This window comes from Dyadobacter sediminis, from assembly GCF_005860765.1.
Classification (GTDB): domain Bacteria; phylum Bacteroidota; class Bacteroidia; order Cytophagales; family Spirosomataceae; genus Dyadobacter; species Dyadobacter sediminis.
On the sequence record NZ_VCEI01000011.1, the window covers coordinates 153,358 to 167,606 of the forward strand.

A 14,249-nucleotide genomic window follows, 5' to 3' on the forward strand; every position below is an offset into this window, starting at 1 on the left:
AGACTGTGACTACTGATGCACAACATCCACGACGATGTCTTTGTAAACAACATTCTTGTCTGCAATCTGCTGGGCAAGCGTAACGCCGCGTCCTTCCAGGGCCTTTTTGAAATCGGAAGGAAGCACTTTTACAAACTGCTTGACCGATTGTTCCCAGTTCTGGATCAGCTGAAATGCAATGTTACTCGTTGTATACTGGAAATGCTTGTCAAGGTATTCGCGCAGAATTCCTTTGTCTTCTTCATTCAGAGGTTCAAGCGTAATCATTTCCATGTTCACTTTTTCACGGAAAGTATTGGCTTTGTCCAGCACATACGCCACGCCGCCCGACATTCCCGCTGCAAAATTGCGTCCGGTTTCTCCAAGAATAATGGCAAGTCCACCGGTCATATATTCCAGACCATGATCGCCGACACCTTCCACAACTACTTTTGCACCGGAATTACGAACGCAGAAACGTTCACCGGCTGTTCCGCGTATGTATGCGTCGCCGGAAGTAGCACCATAGAAAGCCACGTTTCCAATAATGATATTTTCTTCCGGTTTGAATTTTGAATCCCGGTCCGGATACACGATCAGTTCCGCTCCGCAAAGACCTTTTCCGAAATAATCATTGGCATCGCCTTCGAGTTCCAGTCGAAGCCCCGCGGTATTGAATGCGCCAAAGCTCTGTCCGGCTGTACCTCTGAATTTGAAATGGATCTTTCCTTTCGGAAGTCCTTCTCCGCCGTAAATTTTGGAAATCTCGTTGGAAAGCATCGTACCGACCGAGCGGTTCAGATTGTTCAGCGGAAATTCACTATACACTTCTTCCTGATTTTCAAGCGCCGGTTTAGCAACTCTGATCAGATCCAGATCTATAATGCTGTCGATTCCGTGATTTTGTTCTTCCTGTTTGAACTGAGCTACTGAAAGATCGCCTTCTTTATAAAGAATCGCATCAAAGTTGAGATTCTTGTATTTCCAGTGTTTGATGTCATTGCGTAGTTCAAGGTATTGTGCCTGTCCCACCATTTCATTTACCGTACGGAATCCGAGTTGCGCCATGATCTCGCGCAGTTCTTCTGCCATAAAGGTGAACATGTTCACCACATGCTCAGGCTTTCCGGAGAACAGTGCACGCAATTCTTTTAGCTGCGTTGCAACACCCACCGGACAGGTATTCAAATGGCATTTGCGCATCATGATACAACCAGCGGCAACAAGCGCCGCAGTGGCAACGCCCCATTCCTCTGCACCCAGAAGCGCAGCAATCGCAAGGTCGCGTCCGGTTCTCAGCTGTCCGTCGGCCTGTACGGTAACACGTCCACGCAACTTGTTTTTTACAAGCGTCTGATGCGTTTCAGCCAGGCCAAGTTCCCAAGGCAAACCGGCATGACGGATAGAGCTTAAAGGTGATGCGCCCGTTCCGCCGTCATAACCGGAGATCAGGATATGATCCGCGTGTGCTTTGGCCACACCTGAAGCAACTGTACCCACACCGGCTTCCGAAACCAGTTTCACACTGATACGCGCCTGACGATTGGCATTTTTAAGATCAAAAATCAATTGGGCCAAATCCTCGATGGAATAAATATCGTGGTGGGGCGGGGGAGAAATCAGGCCCACGCCCGGTGTGGAATGGCGCGTACGTCCGATCCAGTCGTCCACTTTGAATCCGGGCAGCTGACCGCCTTCACCCGGCTTGGCGCCTTGTGCCGTTTTGATCTGCAGTTCGCTTGCATTGCTCAGATAATGGCTTGTTACGCCAAATCGTCCGGAAGCAACCTGCTTGATCTGCGAGTTCATGCTGTCACCGTTTTCGAGCAGTTTGTAACGCAGCTCGTCTTCACCGCCTTCTCCCGAGTTGGATTTACCCCCGATCCGGTTCATGGCAATGGCGAGCGTAGTATGCGCTTCCCACGAAATAGACCCGAAGGACATCGCACCCGTAGCAAAGCGTTTGAAAATGCTTTCAACCGGTTCCACTTCTTCAATAGGGACCGGAGCACCTTTTTTGAAACGAAGCAAGCCGCGCAGGGTAAGCGCCTTGTGGCTTTGATCGTCAATCAGTTTGGAATATTTTTTAAAAAGCTCGTAGCTGTTTGTTTTGGTCGATTGTTGTAAAAGGTGAACCGACTGCGGGTTGAAAATGTGTGCTTCTCCGCGTTGTTTCCACTGATAAAAACCGCCTACTTCAAGCTTTGGCTTTTCATCCGTTGTCAAATGATAGGCAACTTTGTGACGGACAAGGATTTCTCTGGCAATTTCAGAAATTCCCATACCGCTGATACGCGAGATTGTACCCGTAAAGTAACGGTCAACAACCTCTTTGTTCAGTCCGACACATTCAAATATCTGGGCGCCCTGGTAAGACTGCAGTGTAGAAATTCCCATTTTGGAGAAGATCTTAAGCAATTCCTTATTAACGGCTTTTACATAATTGTAATGCAGTTTTTCATCCGTGAACTCGCCTTCGATCATGTTTTTGCGCTTCATATACGCAATCGTTTCAAAAGCCATGTACGGACAAACCGCCGCGGCACCGTAACCGATCAATGTCGCAAAATGATGCGTTTCCCAAACATCACCGGCTTCAACAAGCAATCCCACTTTTCCCCTCAATCCTTCGCGGATCAGGTGATGATGAATGGTGGCCGTTGCAAGCAGCGACGGAATCGGCGCATGGTCTGAATCGATGGCACGATCGGAAAGGATCAGGATTTCAAATCCGTCTTCAATCGCATCCGTTGCATATCTGCAGATTCTTTCCAGTGCTCTTTCCAATGCTTTTCCGCCCTGATCGGCACGGAAATACGTGTTGATTGTTTTGGCCTGAAAACCATCCTTGTCAACAAAACGCAGTTTATCAAATTCCTGAACCGTAAGTACGGGATGAGGTAATGCGATTTGCCGGCAGTGTTTTGGTGTTTCTGTCAGTATATTTTCCGTACTGCCCACAAACGAGATCAGCGACATAATCGCCCGTTCGCGAATGGAATCAATCGGCGGATTGGTAACCTGTGCAAAAAGCTGTTTGAAATATGCAGACAAATGCTGGCTTTGTTCAGACAATACGGCCAGAGGCACATCGATTCCCATCGAACCGATTGCTTCTGTTCCGGTTTGCGCCATAGGCCCCAGAATCATTCTCAGATCTTCGGAAGTATAACCAAATGCAACCTGACGTTTCAGCAGCGCCGCTTCGTCATAAGCCCGGTAGGTACGGATCGGATGATCAAGCTGATCCACGTGCAGTTTGTTCTCGTCCAGCCACTGCTGATAAGGCTGCGCTGAACAAACGGATGCTTTGACTTCTTCATCCGGAATAATGCGGCCCTGTTCCAGATCCACGATAAACATGCGTCCGGGCTGCAGACGGCCTTTTGTAACCACTCGGGACTGATCAACTTCCAGGACACCCGCTTCAGAAGCCATGATAATGGTATCATCATCCAGCACCCAGTAACGCGAAGGGCGCAGTCCGTTGCGGTCCAGTGTGGCGCCTACCATTTTTCCATCTGTAAAAGAAATGGAAGCCGGTCCGTCCCACGGTTCCATAATGGAAGCATGGTATTCGTAGAAAGCCTTGCGCTGCGGTTCCATCTGATCATTGCCGTCCCATGCTTCGGGGATCAGCATCATCATTACATGCGGCAGCGAACGGCCTGAAAGATGCAGCAGTTCAATGGCATTATCAAGATTGGCAGAGTCGGACTGGTTTCTGTCGCAGATCGGAAGGATCATGTCCATTTCCTCTTTGCTGAAAAACTCGGAAGAGAATGCCTTTTCGCCAGCACGGATCCAGTTTACGTTTCCTTTTACGGTGTTTATCTCGCCATTATGCGCAATGTATCGGAACGGCTGTGCAAGTTCCCACGAAGGAAACGTATTGGTTGAAAAACGCGAGTGTACAACGGCAAGCGCGGAAACAACCGATTCGTTTTCAAGATCGGGGAAATAGTATTTTAACTGGGCAGTTGTAAGCTGTCCTTTATAGGAGATCGTACGGCAGGAAAGCGAAGAATAATAAAAGTTCTTTGCACCGCCTTTCACGGTATCTCTGATAAGTCTGGCGGAAACCTGACGAAGTATATACAGTTTTCTTTCAAATCCGAGGTCATCCGTAATGTCATCAGGACGTTTGATAAAAACCTGTTCAACATGCGGTTCAACGGATAATGAACCTTCGCCAAGCGTGTTGTTCAAAGTAGGCACTTTTCTATATCCGAGCAGCGGCAAACCAAGTTTTTTGATTTTCCGGTTCAGTATATCCCGGCATTCTTCCCTGATTGTTTCATTGGCAGGAAAGAATATCATTCCCACGCCGTATTCTCCGGCAGGAGGCAGCTGAAATCCCAGCTTTGAACATTCTTCAACAAAATATTCGTGAGGAATCTGTATTAAAATTCCGGCACCATCACCGGTATTGGGATCAAATCCGGTAGCACCGCGGTGTTCCATGCGTTCTAACATGTGAATGGCATCTGCCACGATCTGGTGTGACTTACGGCCCTTGATGTTGGCCCGGAAACCTATTCCACATGCATCATGCTCGAATTCCGGGCGGTACATTCCCTGATTTTCTACCATTGGTTCTGACATTTGCGACATTTATCGAAGATTGTAGCGTAATTGATAAATCCGTTTATAGAATCTATATAAATAAGAGATTAAAAAAAAATGCAAAACCCGTTTTATGTTATGAATAGGGTAAAGCCACGCAATATAATCATAAAAAATATTTGGTGAAATAATGAAAACGCAAAATTTTCTTGAATCCCATTTTGCTTTCCTTTTGTCACATTTTATATGGAAATAGTAATAAGCCTACAAGCAAACCACGAGCTGGATTGAACAGATAGTTGTACAGCCCCGGCCAACTATCTAGTAACACAGGGAATACTTGCAGAATTCCTGAGTGCCAAAACAAAATGCCTCACGCAGCAAGGCATGAGGCATTCGGAAAAAATGCATTTGCAAGGTTATTTTTACGGTTCCTTGGATTCGCTGACGCTTTGGTAATCTTCGTCGTCGTAATCGTCATCCCCCGCGCCGAATTCATTTTCAAGATTATTCATAAAAACGGCATCGATTGCCTCTTCTTTGGTTGTCATGATATTGAGGTCAGGAATTTTAAGACCTTCCAGCAGATCAATAAAGTCATCGTCACGGGTAACAATTACAAGCAATCCCAGGTCATTGGTACAAAGACGGTTCACTTTTTTCAATACCGCAGTTCCTGCCGCATCCACTGATTTTACCGTCTGCATGTTGATAATCAGACTATGGTATCCTTCCCGGAAAATGGATCGGGCCGTTTCTTCAAAAGCTGCCGGAACTTCTTTGGCAAATGCAGCTTCTTCCAAATCTATATAAACGTATTGTTCTTTTTTTTCCAGTTTATAATTCATTGCCGTTGTCGTTTAGTCAAAACAATTGTTTTAAAAAATAGGAACAGTTTGTCTGGTTATTGTAATTGATGAAAATCGGTCTAATTTACTATCCCTGATTGCTGCTTATCGTTTTCAGAATAGCATTCTCGATACGCTTCACCGGATTGTCCAAGTTATTTTTCTGAAACCTGTTTCCTGTAACTTTCTCGAAAAGCTCGATATACCGGTCTGAAATAAGCTGGATGCGTTCGTCGGTCATTTCGGGAACAGTCTGTCCATCTTTTCCCTGAAAACCGTTTTCAATCAGCCATTCCCTTACAAATTCCTTGCTAAGCTGTTTTTGTGGAAGTCCTTTCTGCTGATTTTCCCCATAAATGTCCTTGTAAAAGTAGCGTGAGGAATCCGGTGTATGGATTTCGTCGATCAGGTAAACCACATTGTCAAGCTGCCCGAATTCGTATTTGGTATCCACCAGTATCAATCCCTGATCCGCCGCCATTTCTGTTCCTCTTGCAAACAGTGCAAGCGTGTATTTTTCAAGTTGCTCGTATTCATCTTCACTCACAAGTCCTTGTTCCAGAATCTGTTCGCGGGAAATATCTTCATCATGCCCTTCATGCGCTTTGGTTGTCGGCGTGATGATGGGCTGCGGCAACCGGTCATTTTCTTTCAGGCCATCCGGGAGTGAGACACCGCATACCGAACGTTTTCCGGCGGCGTACTCGCGCCATGCATGGCCGGCCAGATAACCTCTCACCACCATTTCTACCGGATAAGCCTGGCATTTCAGGCCAATGCTCACATTGGGGTCCGGAACTTCCAGCAGCCAGTTTGGAACGATGTCAGCCGTTGCATTTAAAAAGTGAGCTGCTATCTGGTTCAGAACCTGTCCCTTATACGGAATGGCTCTTGGAAGAATAACATCGAATGCAGAAATGCGGTCGGTTGCAACCATTACAAGGCGCTTTTCAAAGGAGTAAACATCGCGCACTTTTCCCTTGTAAAATCCGGTCTGACCTGGAAATTGAAAATTGGTTTCTGGTATGCTATTCATTGGTTTAAAGTAAAATTACCATTCTATTTCTTGCTGTTGCCTGTTTTTCTTGTTGTACTGCTTTCTTCGGAGCTGGTAAATATATTGCGATTCGTTCGATTTCATTGCATCCAGTATGGCTCTTGCCTGTTCTTCCGACATATTCATTGCGCGCAGGCTTTTCAGCAATTCTTCCTTTTTTGCATCTTCGGCTACTTCCCGGCTTTCAGGTTTTGGCTCGGGCGGCGTCTGCAAATCAGGCTGTGCTGTATTTTGCTGTACTGCCTTCTGCTTGTTTTTAGCAGTTTGGGGAGCTGGCCGGATACCTGAAAAATGCTTTTTCAGGATAATGTAATTGGATCTTGCCAGATTGTTCCCCGGTTCCAGCAGCAATGCCGTTTTCAAACTTGTCAAGGCACTTGCAGTATCTTTCTGACCTACTTTTATGAGTGCAATCTGGCTGTTCGCAATGGATGCAATGGTGTTGTTTCCTACATCGCGCAGGAGATTGTAATGTTTCAGGGCAAGCTTGTGATTTCCAAGCTTAAAGTACGAATGCGCCAGGTTTAATCTTGCAGCCGGTTCCGAAAAAAGTGATCCGTAAGTAATCTGATTATACAATTCTGCCGATTGTGAAAACCGGGCATGGTTGTATGCCTGCTCTGCGTCCAGCTTTCGCTGATTAGCCTTCGTAATGGAATCAAATGTACGGTTATCCCAAAGCCAGAGCAGGACATAAAGAATAAAAACGGTCATAAAGATTCACTTTGAGGCGTAAAAATAAGAATTGATCCTTACAGTCGGAAAGTTCCGATCGTAATTAAGACGTCAAGCATGAGCAAAATCAGTGCGGCACCCAGAAAATAGTAATACTTGTTACTGACAATAGTGATGGTTCTGGAATCCACAAGGGTTCCTTCTGCTTTGTCAATGTCGTTGATCAGCAGCGGAATATCATTTTTGACATTATTGAGGTCGTAATAATTTCCTCTGGCAGCCGCCGCCATATTTTTGAGAAAAGTTTCATCCATTTTACTGATTACAAGCCGGTCATTTTCATCCATCAACGGTTTTCCGTTCTGCTGAATACTGATCCCGATCTTGGTGCCTACTGCAACGGTGTAAACGCCAATCCCGAATCTTCGCAGGTTATTATAGAGCATGCCGCTGCAGCTGGCCTTGTTTTCGCCATCGGTAAACAGGACCATGAGTTTGGAGCGTCCTGCAGGATCGGCGGCGTTCATCAGTTTGTTGTATGCCAGTTCCGTCGCAGCGCAGATGTTGGTCCCGCTTTTTGGCAGCAGGTCGGTCTGAAGGGATTGTATAAAAAGTTCAAGCGCGCCGCTGTCGTAGGTTAGCGGGGTATGAATAAAAGCTTCATTGGAAAAGATGATGATTCCGATGCGGTTGGTCTTTTCATTCCGGACAAACCGGTTCAGCTCGAATTTCACTTTTTCAAGTCTCGAAGGTGTCACATCCGCGGCATCCATGGATTTGGACAGATCCACAACCAGAAAGATGTCTTTGCCCTTGGCCTGAATGTCACGGTCCGTTTCTCCGAACGACGGGCCGAGCAGGCTGATGATAAGTAAAGTAAAAGTAATGCTTCTTAAAAAAAGTTTTATGATCAGTGTTCTTGCAGTAGTTTGTAACTGCCGCGCAATGCGGACAGTGCGGATAATGTAGGCGGTGTAGACAAGTATGAAAAAAAATATAAATAAAATTTCAGTGGTATCAAACGGGTAATTCCAGTTCATAATGAACGTATTGTGTATTTTAAACTTTTTCAAAAATAGGGCAAATTAAGGTTCTGATAAAGTTTTTTCAGAAAATGTTTGTTTTTCTGAACGGCAACCTTCTATATTTGCAACCCAGAACGGAAAGAAGGAGGGATGGGTGAGTGGCTGAAACCAGTAGTTTGCTAAACTGCCGTACTCGCAAGGGTACCGCGGGTTCGAATCCCGCTTCCTCTACACCGATTCAATAAAGGAAAAGCAACAGGCAAGAAGTGAAAATACAGAAGGCCTGTTAAAGTAAAATAATTTCGGGGAGTGGCGCAGCCCGGTAGCGCATCTGGTTTGGGACCAGAGGGTCGCAGGTTCGAATCCTGTCTCCCCGACAAAAAGTTTAGGCAGTAGGCCGTATGCAGATTGACTGCGAACTGCTGACTGCCTAATTTTTTTTAAAGTGAACGGTCTGGTAGCTCAGCTGGATAGAGCAACTGCCTTCTAAGCAGTAGGTCATGCGTTCGAATCGCATCCGGATCACTATAAAATCAGGCACTTGGCAATTATTTGCTGAGTGCTTTTTTGTTTTTGACAGTACGGTCTGGTAGCTCAGCTGGATAGAGCAACTGCTTCCAAGCAGCAGGTCATGCCGGTCCGCCGGCGCGGTTCGAATCGCATCCGGATCACTATAAAATCTGGCACTTGGCAATTATTTGCTGAGTGCTTTTTTTGTTTTTGACAGTATAGTCTGGTAGCTCAGCTGGATAGAGCAACCGCTTCCAAGCAGCAGGTCATGCCGGTCTGCCGGCGCGGTTCGAATCACATCCGGATCACTAGGAAATCAGGCACTTGGCAATGATTTACTGAGCGCTTTTTTTGTTTTTGACAGTACAATTGTTAAGTAATAAGCTGCTTCCAAGCAGTAGGTCATGCCGGTCCGCCGGCGCGGTTCGAATCGCATCCGGATCACCAAAAAAATCAAGCACTTGGCAATTATTTGCTGAGTGCTTGATTTTTTTGGCCATGGCATTATCAACCACAAACTGCTTTTATTATCACTTTATAAGTGTTTTCCAAATTCTTATAATCTGTAAGCAATGGAGTCATTATTGATGTTCTCTTATCCAGATTTTCTTCACCATATTCCATTTAAATCTTTTCAGATTTATTTAGATAAAAAAAAATTGTAGAAAAAGTTTGTGGATAGTTGCAAACTAATAAGATATATTTTGTAGCTTTATTGTCAGGGATTTAGATGTGGATTGTGAAGCTATCAAGTATCATTTCCATCTGAGCTGTTAAATTGTAGGGTTAATTGTTACAGTGATAAAGGGGGCCTTGTTTCAGGGCTCCTTTTTTGTTTTCTAAGGTTTACGGCAAATTATCCATTCTTCCTAGAATTATTTCAGGTTCTGCGGCATACAAGAGAAAAATCAACGACAAGGTCAATTTAGGTTCACAAAGAACTTTTTTCTTCACAAATCGTTTATATAAATAAGGTAAATAGTTGTATTTCAATTAGTTAAACTTTTTTTAATATCGGTTACTTATCAATGGCAAGTCTACTTTCCTAAGATCCGGTCCATTGACAAACCGGTTCAATTTAATGTCGTTCCAGTCCATAAAATGAAGTTGAAAAGGGAATACATCATGCAAAACAGGGTGGAACCGGACGCATATGATTCCAGCTACTTCTAAGTTATGGCAGGGTTTTAATAGGATTAATTAAATTTTTTTTGGTAACAATCTGGTAGGATGGGGATTTCGTATATGCCAAGGATAGTTCATACAAGTTTTAACACCTGAAAAAACCTACTTGGCACCATAATTAAACCATCTTGTCACACATTTAGTATACTTGGATGAACTTTACTGTACTTTGCGACTGATTAACTACATATAACCTACTTGATTTAACAATTAAAATGAACGTACTCTACATTGATCATGAAATTAACAATCTGAATTCCTTTAAAGCAACTTTCAGAAGAGACGTAAACGTCTACGTGGCAAGTACTACGGATGAAGGATTCCGGATTCTGAACAACAACAAAATCGATATCATCTTCACGGATCATCATATGCCCGAAATGACCGGTCTGGAATTCCTTAAACTGGTTTCCAGCCAGTTTCCTGAAAGCAGGCGCGTTCTGCTTACCGGCAACGCTTATACCGATGAATTCAAGGTTGCTGCCGTTAAAGGATACTTTCACAGTTATCTTAACAAACCCTGGGATGAACTTCAGTTACGCCAGCTGATTGAACGGAATTGATTCGATTTCCGGTGTAGCATACGCAAAAGCGGCAGAATTCTTTTAAAAGGATTCTGCCGCTTTCATTTCTGCTGCAACGATAAGTTGTCAGGAATTATTCAAAACCGTATGCCATAACCCAGTCACTGCTGGAAAACCGGCAAAGTTATGGTAAAGCTTGCGCCTTCGCCTTCCCGGCTTTTTGCTGAAATCGTGCCGTTATGCTTGTCTATAATCTTTTTGGTAATGGAAAGCCCGATCCCGGAACCTTCGTATTTATCCTTGGTATTCAGTCGTTCAAACAGGAAAAAAATCCTTTCGTTATAAACATCGTCAAAGCCGATTCCATTGTCGGAAATCGTTACTGTGCATACTTTGCCGTTGTTTTGCGCTGTTACCGGCATATCGTCGGGATTTGGTACAATCGTACCGGAAATCCGGATAACAGGCGGCTGACCGGCTTTGGAAAACTTGATGGAGTTGCTGATCAGATTTTGAAAAACCTGCTTGATCTGGCCTCTGTTTACCTCTATTTCCGGAAGTTCGTTGACGATTACCGTAGCGTTTCTTTCATTGATCAGGATTTCGTAATCTTCAATAACTTCGTTGACAATTTCCCGCAGGCTGGTCATGGAAAAATGGTTCACATGGGTAGATAGCCGTGAGTAACTCAGAATGTCATTAATCATGGATCGCATCCGTTGTGAAGACGAAATAATCTTGTCGAGGTAATTCAGGCTGTCACCGGTAAGTTCATGGATATGCCGGTTTCGCAGCATGGTTGAAAAAATCAGGATTTTGCGTAAAGGTTCCTGAAGATCGTGCGAAGCAACGGATGCAAATTGCTGAAGATCGTGATTGCTGGTTTCCAGTTCACGGTTGATTTCTTCCAGCCTCTGATTATTCTGTCTAAGAAGCTGCTGGATTTCCTTCTGAAAACTCAGATCGGTTACAATAATGCTGAGCGAGGGACCTTCGTCCAGTTGAAGCGTTGTTACAGAAAGCTGGCATGGAACTTCCTGTCCATCGCGGTCAAGGCAAAGTTCCGATTTATTATCTTCAAGCCAGCCTTTTTCAAACAGGTCTGCATAAGCTTTCCTGTAATCTCCGTGTATAAAAGTCTCGAAATACATGCCGACTACTTTCGATAGCGGCAAATTGATCATGGACGCAAACATGGAATTGCAGTACAGAATAATACCGTCCCGGTTAAGTGTTACGGCACCTTCATTCATCTTCTCTATAAACACGCGGTAAGACTGGTCCGCTGTCTTCAACGTAAAAAGCTGGTGTTCGCCGTCAGGGTCTTTAACTACCAGCGCATCCACTTGTCCCGAGCGGATTGCGTTAATGGTATCCGTTGCTTCTTCCAGTTGCCAGAGAAGTTCTTCGTTTTCTTTTAAAAGCTGCTCGTAGGTCTTTGAAGTGTTCATGATTATATCGCAATTCCAAGGCCGTTAAGCACCTTTAATGTGTCAGACATGTCTCCGATCAAGCGTTTTTCCGGAAGCGGCAAACGTTTGATCAGCAAAGGTAAAGCAATGATCTGCTCTTGTTCTGCAATGGATTTTTGCTGGTAAACGTCAATGATTTCCAGTGAATAGCTGTCCGGAATGTACTTGTCGCAGATTTCTTTTATATTAACAATGGCGCGCAGTGAATTGATGGATGCGCCGGTTACATACAGGCGGAGGACATAAAAGTCGCTGTCTTCCGGATAGTCCTCATCCTGTGAAAGTTCTGGGTGCTTGCTCATTCCGGTTTCTTTGCAGGACGAATATTCAATCCAACCAGCACCTTTTCCTTGTTGGAAAGGTCACCGATGATTTTACGGATTGGCTCCGGGACTTTTTTGACAAGGGTCGGAATGGCCAGAATCTGGTCGCCTTCGGCAAGCTGTGGATGCACAAGCAAATCGATGACTTCAATCACATACTTGTCTTTCAGGTATTCTTCACAATATTTTTTCAGATTTTCCAGTGCAGCAACCGATTTGGCCGTTTTGCCCGCAATGTATAACCTCAATTCCCATATTTCTCCGGTGTCTTCCATTCAGCTTGTTATTGGCTCACTTAAATTTTAATTCTATTGTATTCCTCCCCGTTTCTGAAGAATTTCCTGCCGGTTCTGCTCCATTACTTTTCTGGTCAGTTCTTCTTCAACGTATGTTTTGTTCAGCTCGTCCTGCATGGAATCGAACTCTTCCCGGAGACTGGCTATTTTGGACTCAAGAACCGTTCTCTTTCTTTCAATTTCTTTATCCTTTCTTGAGACTGCATGAGTGCGTATTACATTTTCCGTTTTTTCGGCAAGCTGCTGTTCTTCTCTCGCTGATCCGGTCAGAATGCCGTCCCGGCCCATATACACATCCACAAGATCCAGCCCGGAATCGGAAATCACAAACTCGCGGACTTGATTCGAGTGCTTCATGCCGCGCGATTTCATGACATACAGCCCGCGGTTGCGTTCTCCGTTAAATTCAATGTCCCGCACAAGCAGCCATGCATCCACAAGGGAGGAAATGCTTTCGTCTGTCTGTTCAGAAATGTTGTCGTTCAGGGAAAGCGCAGTGAACATAACCGTAATATCCGCACCTTGTAAAAAATCAATAAGCCGTATGAGGACACTTTTTACTTCACTTACAGATCCGACGGATACCAGATTGGTAATCGGGTCCAGGATAACGACACTTGGATCAAAATCCAGAACTTGTTTGGTTATCGATAGCAGATGCATTTCCAGTCCATTGATCGTAGGCCGGGAGGCAAGCAGCCGGAGCATATGGTTATCTACATGGGCTTGCAGGTCAATGCCGATGGAATGCATGTTGCGGATAATCTGTTTGGGCGATTCTTCAAAGGCAAAATAAATGCAGCGCTCGCCACTGACACAGGTCTGATTTGCAAAACTGCCTGCCAGGCTTGTTTTTCCTGTTCCTGCTGTTCCGGATACAAGTACACTGCTTCCCCGAAAAAAGCCTTTACCGCCCAGCATACTGTCCAGTCCCGAAACACCCGAACTGATGCGTTCGGACGAAACATCATGCGATAAACCGAGCGAAGTAACCGGAACCACGGAGATCCCGTCTTCGTCAATAAGAAAAGGATACTCGTTTGTTCCGTGTACAGAGCCGCGGTATTTGACAATCCGTAAAAGCCTTGTGGAAATTTTATTTTCCACACGATGATCCAGCAGAATAACGCAGTCGGAGACATATTCTTCCAGGCCATGCCTTGTCAGCGTGCCTTCTCCTTTTTCACCGGTAATAATAGTGGTCACTTTTTTATCTTTCAGCCATTCGAATAGCCTTCTGAGTTCAGCCCGTATGATAGCCTGATTGGTCAGTCCGGAAAACAGACTTTCTATGGTATCCAGCACAACGCGCTTGGCGCCTATGCTGTCAATGGCATGTCCAAGCCGGATAAAAAGGCCGTCCAGATCGTATTCGCCTGTTTCTTCGATCTCGCTGCGTTCCAGATGCACATGGTCCAGCCGAATCATCCTTTCCTGCTGCAGTTTTTCCAGATCAAAGCCTAGTGATGCCACATTAATTGTAAGTTCTTCTGTTTTTTCCTCAAAGGCCATGAATACGCCGGGCTCGTTGTACATAAGCGCGCCATGAACCAGGAATTCCATTGAAAAAACTGTTTTTCCGCATCCCGCAGATCCGCATACAAGCGTGGGTCTTCCTTGCGGCAAGCCGCCGCCCGTGATTTCGTCAAGTCCTTTTATACCGGTGCATGCCTTGGGTAAAGACGGTAGCAAAGGCTTTGATTCAGAGGGTTCAATAATCATTAAAATGTTGTTTCGGAAGTTATAATTTGAAGTGTTTGTTCAGAATTCCGGACAAATAGCGTTCCTG

At 45.0% G+C, this 14,249-nt stretch carries 10 protein-coding genes and 3 tRNA genes; 4 read left to right on the forward strand and 9 right to left on the reverse strand.

Going from position 1 to position 14,249, the window contains the following annotated elements:
- Positions 1–9: 9 nt before the first annotated feature.
- The 5 genes from gltB to FEM55_RS01620 all read right to left on the reverse strand — a co-directional run bounded on the left by gltB (position 10) and on the right by FEM55_RS01620 (position 8,165).
- Positions 10–4,593 carry a glutamate synthase large subunit gene (gltB, locus tag FEM55_RS01600; protein ID WP_138279572.1) on the reverse strand — a complete coding sequence of 1,528 codons (4,584 nt, stop codon included), beginning with the start codon at positions 4,591–4,593 and terminating at the stop codon, positions 10–12.
- A gap of 377 nt (positions 4,594–4,970) precedes the next feature.
- Positions 4,971–5,393 (reverse strand): STAS domain-containing protein, encoded by a 423-nt coding sequence (locus FEM55_RS01605; RefSeq protein ID WP_138279573.1) that lies wholly within the window; start codon positions 5,391–5,393, stop codon positions 4,971–4,973.
- Between the two features lie 88 nt (positions 5,394–5,481).
- Positions 5,482–6,429 (reverse strand): phosphoribosylaminoimidazolesuccinocarboxamide synthase, encoded by a 948-nt coding sequence (locus tag FEM55_RS01610; protein WP_138279574.1) that lies wholly within the window; start codon positions 6,427–6,429, stop codon positions 5,482–5,484.
- A 15-nt stretch (positions 6,430–6,444) separates the two neighbouring features.
- Positions 6,445–7,164: a hypothetical protein gene (locus FEM55_RS01615; RefSeq protein ID WP_138279575.1), complete on the reverse strand. Its 720-nt coding sequence runs from the start codon at positions 7,162–7,164 to the stop codon at positions 6,445–6,447.
- 38 nt (positions 7,165–7,202) lie between these two features.
- The gene (locus FEM55_RS01620) at positions 7,203–8,165 is read right to left on the reverse strand and encodes a vWA domain-containing protein (RefSeq protein WP_138279576.1); all 963 of its coding nucleotides are present in this window, start codon (positions 8,163–8,165) and stop codon (positions 7,203–7,205) included.
- 129 nt (positions 8,166–8,294) lie between these two features.
- Between FEM55_RS01620 and FEM55_RS01625 the strand changes: the two genes are divergently transcribed.
- From FEM55_RS01625 to FEM55_RS01650, 4 genes are all read left to right on the forward strand, one after another.
- Positions 8,295–8,381: transfer RNA gene (locus tag FEM55_RS01625), tRNA-Ser, on the forward strand.
- 72 nt (positions 8,382–8,453) lie between these two features.
- Positions 8,454–8,527 (forward strand) — tRNA-Pro (locus FEM55_RS01630).
- 74 nt (positions 8,528–8,601) lie between these two features.
- Positions 8,602–8,675 (forward strand) — tRNA-Arg (locus tag FEM55_RS01635).
- Positions 8,676–10,060: 1,385 nt separating this feature from the next.
- Entirely contained in the window at positions 10,061–10,408 is a 348-nt protein-coding gene (locus FEM55_RS01650; RefSeq protein ID WP_138279577.1) for a response regulator, read from the forward strand.
- A 122-nt stretch (positions 10,409–10,530) separates the two neighbouring features.
- On the opposite strand, the gene FEM55_RS01655 is transcribed toward FEM55_RS01650, so the two are convergent.
- The 4 genes from FEM55_RS01655 to kaiC are packed head-to-tail and all read right to left on the reverse strand — an operon-like array spanning position 10,531 to position 14,182.
- The gene (locus FEM55_RS01655) at positions 10,531–11,820 is read right to left on the reverse strand and encodes a sensor histidine kinase (protein ID WP_138279578.1); all 1,290 of its coding nucleotides are present in this window, start codon (positions 11,818–11,820) and stop codon (positions 10,531–10,533) included.
- A gap of 2 nt (positions 11,821–11,822) precedes the next feature.
- Positions 11,823–12,143 carry a circadian clock KaiB family protein gene (locus FEM55_RS01660; protein WP_138279579.1) on the reverse strand — a complete coding sequence of 107 codons (321 nt, stop codon included), beginning with the start codon at positions 12,141–12,143 and terminating at the stop codon, positions 11,823–11,825.
- Positions 12,140–12,439 carry a circadian clock KaiB family protein gene (locus FEM55_RS01665; RefSeq protein WP_138279580.1) on the reverse strand — a complete coding sequence of 100 codons (300 nt, stop codon included), beginning with the start codon at positions 12,437–12,439 and terminating at the stop codon, positions 12,140–12,142. Before FEM55_RS01665 ends, FEM55_RS01660 begins: the two co-directional genes overlap by 4 nt.
- Positions 12,440–12,472: 33 nt before the next feature.
- Positions 12,473–14,182 carry a circadian clock protein KaiC gene (kaiC, locus tag FEM55_RS01670; protein ID WP_138279581.1) on the reverse strand — a complete coding sequence of 570 codons (1,710 nt, stop codon included), beginning with the start codon at positions 14,180–14,182 and terminating at the stop codon, positions 12,473–12,475.
- Between the last annotated feature and the right edge of the window lie 67 nt (positions 14,183–14,249).